Here is a 1,286-nt window from a genome sequence, read left to right as displayed (position 1 = left end):
GGGACTGCGGACAAAAAGTTGGACCATCAGGTCCGGTTTGGAGTCCGCATGACATACAGTAGAGCCGTAGTGGAGAGGGCCGGGGAGCTACGCCGCTCCGGGCTCTCGTGCAGGGAGATAGCCCGGGAGCTCGACGGGCCGAGCAAGAGCGCCGTCGCGCGCTGGACGAGGGCCGGGGCCGCGGGCGGAACCGTCGGGAGGGCGGTCGCGAAGATGGATCTGCCGAAGGTCGTCGGGGACGGTCCGGTGTACCCCGACATCGACCCGGACGACAAGGACGCCCTGATAGAGCGCCTCGTCCTGGAGAACGCCGTCCTCAGGGCGGTGAACGACGTTTTAAAAGCCGCGAGCCTCGACGGGATGTCGAACAGGGAGAAGACCCTGGTGATAGACCGCCTGAGGCCGTGCGGGAAGTGGTCCTTGAGAGAACTCACGAGTTCCTTGGGGATATCAAAGAGCTCCTATGAGTACCAGCGCCGCGCGATCGCGAGGCCCGACCGGCTCGCGCCCCTGCGCGCGCTCGTGCGCAGGATCTTCACCGAGGACGGTGAGGGGGCGCGGGGGTACCGCTTCGTGACGGCGCGCCTGCGCGAGCTCGACGAGCCCGTGCGCGCCTCGGAGAAGGTCGTCCTCCGCATCATGCGCGAGGAGGGCCTGGTCCCCAGGTGGATGAGGAGGAAGAGGAGGCCCTACAGCTCCTATGCGGGCGAGCCGACGCCGGCCCCGCCGAACCTCGTGCGCCGCGACTTCCGCTCGGCCCTGCCGAACTTCCTGTGGCTCACCGACATCACCGAGTTCAGGCTGCCCTCCGGCAGGAAGGTCTACCTGTCGGCCATCAGGGACTGCTTCGACTCCTCGGTCGTGGCGTGGAGGGCCGGCGAGAGACCGGACGCCGCGCTCGCCAACTCGACGCTCGAGGACGCCTGCGCCCGGCTGGCGCCCGGCGAGCGCCCCGTCATCCACTCCGACCGCGGCGGCCACTACCGCTGGCCCGGCTGGATCTCGATCTGCGAGGACAACGACCTCACCAGGAGCATGTCCGCCAAGGGCTGCAGCCCGGACAACGCCGCGATGGAGGGCTTCTTCGGCCTGCTCAAGAGGGAGTTCTGGCACGGCAGGGACTGGTCGGGCTGGGCCCCCGCCCGCTTCATCGAGGAGCTCGGGGCCTGGATCGGCCGCTACAATACGGAGAGGCGCAGCGATGCGCTCGGCGGCCGCACGCCGGCCGAGTTCCGCGCCGCGCTGGGAAGGGCCGCGTAGCGGTCCAAGAAATCGTCCGCAGTCCC

Annotated in this window: 1 protein-coding gene; it reads left to right on the top strand. The window is 69.2% G+C overall.

Features of this window, described 5'->3' with window-relative positions; all coding sequences use genetic code 11:
• Positions 1-1,260 (top strand): IS3 family transposase (locus tag DW195_RS10240; RefSeq protein WP_233540870.1); only part of this gene is annotated, 1,260 nt, incomplete at its 5' end.
• Positions 1,261-1,286 lie beyond the last annotated feature (26 nt).

It is taken from the genome of Collinsella sp. AM17-1, assembly GCF_003470665.1.
Taxonomy (GTDB): Bacteria; Actinomycetota; Coriobacteriia; order Coriobacteriales; family Coriobacteriaceae; genus Collinsella.
This window is presented reverse-complemented; position numbering and strand designations above follow the sequence as displayed.